The organism is Pseudomonas sp. MD195_PC81_125 (genome assembly GCF_014060985.1).
In the GTDB taxonomy this organism is placed as follows: domain Bacteria; phylum Pseudomonadota; class Gammaproteobacteria; order Pseudomonadales; family Pseudomonadaceae; genus Aquipseudomonas; species Aquipseudomonas parakoreensis.
The window spans coordinates 1-2,852 of the sequence record NZ_JABULD010000864.1; the positions used below are offsets into that span (position 1 = coordinate 1).

General features: G+C 55.8%; 2 protein-coding genes. Both read right to left on the reverse strand.

Annotation, left to right across the window (positions count from 1 at the left end; all coding sequences use genetic code 11):
* Window positions 1–139: 139 nt before the first annotated feature.
* Window positions 140–1,924, reverse strand: coding sequence for a ThiF family adenylyltransferase (locus tag HT737_RS29875; protein WP_047297383.1), 1,785 nt, complete (start codon window positions 1,922–1,924; stop codon window positions 140–142).
* Window positions 1,908–2,852, reverse strand: a 945-nt coding sequence (locus HT737_RS29880; RefSeq protein WP_182404618.1) for a nucleotidyltransferase, incomplete at its 5' end; no start/stop codon positions are given. The genes HT737_RS29875 and HT737_RS29880, both read right to left, overlap by 17 nt.

Consider the following 2,852-nt stretch of genomic DNA (forward strand, 5'->3'; position numbering starts at 1 on the left):
CCGGGTTGACGAATAACTGTCCCCCCTCGCTCCACGCCAAAGAGGCCCTGCCGATGACTATCCAAGATGTCCGCGACAGCTTGCGACACCAATAGCTCGGAATCCACCTCCGCCCATCTCCAGCGCCAAGCGATATCCGTCATACCATTTCATCCTTATGTTCCGGCCATCCGCGCTCGAGTAGGAGTTGCTGCGCCCCCTCTGGAAGTTTGGGCCCATGGTATTGGCCTCCTAGGCTCGGCACATCTTCAGGCCTGTAGATACTGCTGACCCAAGATGCAGTGGTGATGTTGCAGGTCAATGCACGTAAAGCCGTGTGCGACACCATAGAGGCGATATTGGTCATCCCCAGCGATCCGCCTGGAATAAAGCTCTCCCCACAAGCGGGCAGTGGAACCACACCTCCTCCCGGCCACTCGGTAAACTTATGAAGAAAATCGCCGATGTCCGTGAATAAATGACGGCCATCAAAGGTACCGGCTGGTGCGAATAGCGCGTGGCCTACCTGGGTATACGGTTCGCTCCAGGCTTGTAAAAGTCCCCAAGAAACGCCGCTGGATTTGGCTCGCCATACAGTGACCTCCGACTGCCAGTCCGCTGTCGTAATCACCACAAGATCTGCGTTATCGAACACTTCTGGTTTGCTGCTCATAACTACTTCGGCGAAAGTCGAATAAGCGGTGCATTCTGTAGTCGGAAGATCTAACAGAATCTTGTCCCTCAACGCTGAGGCTTTCAGTCTCCCTAGGCTATCCGCTCCCAGAACGTGCCGCCCCAGATTGGCTGACACCAAAGTGTCAGGATCGATGAGGGTAAGGTGGCCGACACCGGATCGTGCCAATTGTATTGCCACCGCACTGCCTAATGAGCCAACGCCAACACAAACGACTCGAGCATTTTCAAGGTGCTGTGCAGTGCCACTTATATCGCGGGACAGAATGGACGCTCGATCAAGCACGTCCAGGGCAGTTGCGCGGACAAGTGCCGGAGGATGTGCATTTGCGATAGCTGGCCGCCGGCGCGCTGTACGCAAGCCGAATTTTGCCCCCCGCTCCTGCTGTACGCCGAGCGAGCGCACATTGAGACAATATGTTGGAGCACCTGCCCCTCCTGGAAGCTCCAGAACAATCCATCGACTCGCCAACGTTCCATGCAGCTCAAACCATGCCAGCAATTGCTCGGCATCGTCAGGTTGAAGGTGTGGCTTTAGCCACAGCAATAAATCTTCTGGATCCGGGGTGCGGATATCCGGATAAGTCTGAAGCTTGACGTAAAAACCGGGAGTTTCGGCCGCGCGAATGACAGCGGAGCGCCCGACAACCCGCCGGTAATGCCCTTTGAGTGCTGCTACATTCGATGCTAACCAAACCGTTTCCTGACCGGATGGCACAGCCCGGCGCGGATCGCTGAGCGCAAACAACTGCGAGGCAGTCTGAGGTCGATCCAACAGTAAGAGGTTCTGGAATGACTGACCGTGCTGAAACGACCAGTAGGTAGTGATCTCATTCTGAAATTCGATATCGCGCGTTGCCTGGCTTGATCCCATCTTGGACAACGAAACAATCTGGGCCAAGCGAGCAAGGCTGTCCTCTACCACGACCTCTGGGGAGCCCATGATGGGGCGTTCCTGAAAGCCATGAAGGCAAAGCCCCGACTTGGTGGCATGCGGCCAAACCAGCCATGGAGAGGGTTCGACGTTCAGCCGCAAGAGTCCACGGGGAAAGTTGGAGGGGAAACCAATACGCAGACGCCGCTCCTGCCCCGTGTAATCGATGGGCAAGGGGAAGTGAAAGCACGCCGCTTCGTCAGCCCGCATGGGTGCGAGCTGGAGCAATGCATCGGCTGCATCCTGACCTAGGGTATTTCGCAGCGCGGCGATTCCGCGCTGCAATGGCGTCTTAAGAGGATCAGCCAAGGCGTCCAACTGGCTTTACGCTCGACTGAGAGGTTCCGCCACCGCTGGCCCCTCCGAAGAGCGAACCCATCGAAGCAGAGTTTCGAGTAGTGCCATCCGGTCGGCCGGGCATAGTCCAATTCGCAGGGATCTCATTGTTCACTGCCGTAATGAATGCCGGTGCAATACCGAAATTCTTTTTCACTGCCTCGGCAAAGGAATCGTTGGATTCAAAACTTTCCAAACCCAATGAAACAGATGCACTGGCGTCCGCATGCCATTTGGCAAATGCTTGGCGATAGCCTTGCCCCTCGCCCGGTCGATTCCACTTCTCTGCAAAGTTTTCGCCGTTATCGGCAGGGTTGCAGACATAGCAGTCGCTACCTCTCTGCCCGATGTGCTGCGGCATCCTGCGAACGATTTCCAAAATTGCATCGAGCGGTGCCAGAGGCTTCGCCTGCGACTCCTTTACGACATCCAGGTATGCGTGCGTGGCCAGGGTGGTGATGACCGCAGATATTGGGCGAGTATCAGCGCTCCTTGTCTTAATGGCCCATTCATCGCGATGCCGCTTGAGCAGCTTAATGGTTGCACGCAGGGGATCTTGATCGATGTAATCCTGATAATGCGGCAAAGGATCTTGTGTCGCGGCATCAAGCATCCGCTGGCTTTTGGCAACTACCAAGCTTTCCAGAGAGATCTCTTGGGCAGAAGCAACCTGCAACCAATTCGAGTAAGGGATAGGGCTGCTTGCTTTCCACCCTGTGACCCGATCCGGAACCTCCAGCTTACCTTCGCCGTTTGCTTCGCCATTTCCGTTGATCGCGCGGGCAGGCGTGACATCGATGTGGAAACCTGGATTTTCGTCGGCATAAACGATCCGGATGCCACGACGTAATTGCTTAACTTCTTCTTGGACGCGGGAGCCTTCCCTAAAACGCTGCTCAATCGCTTCTAG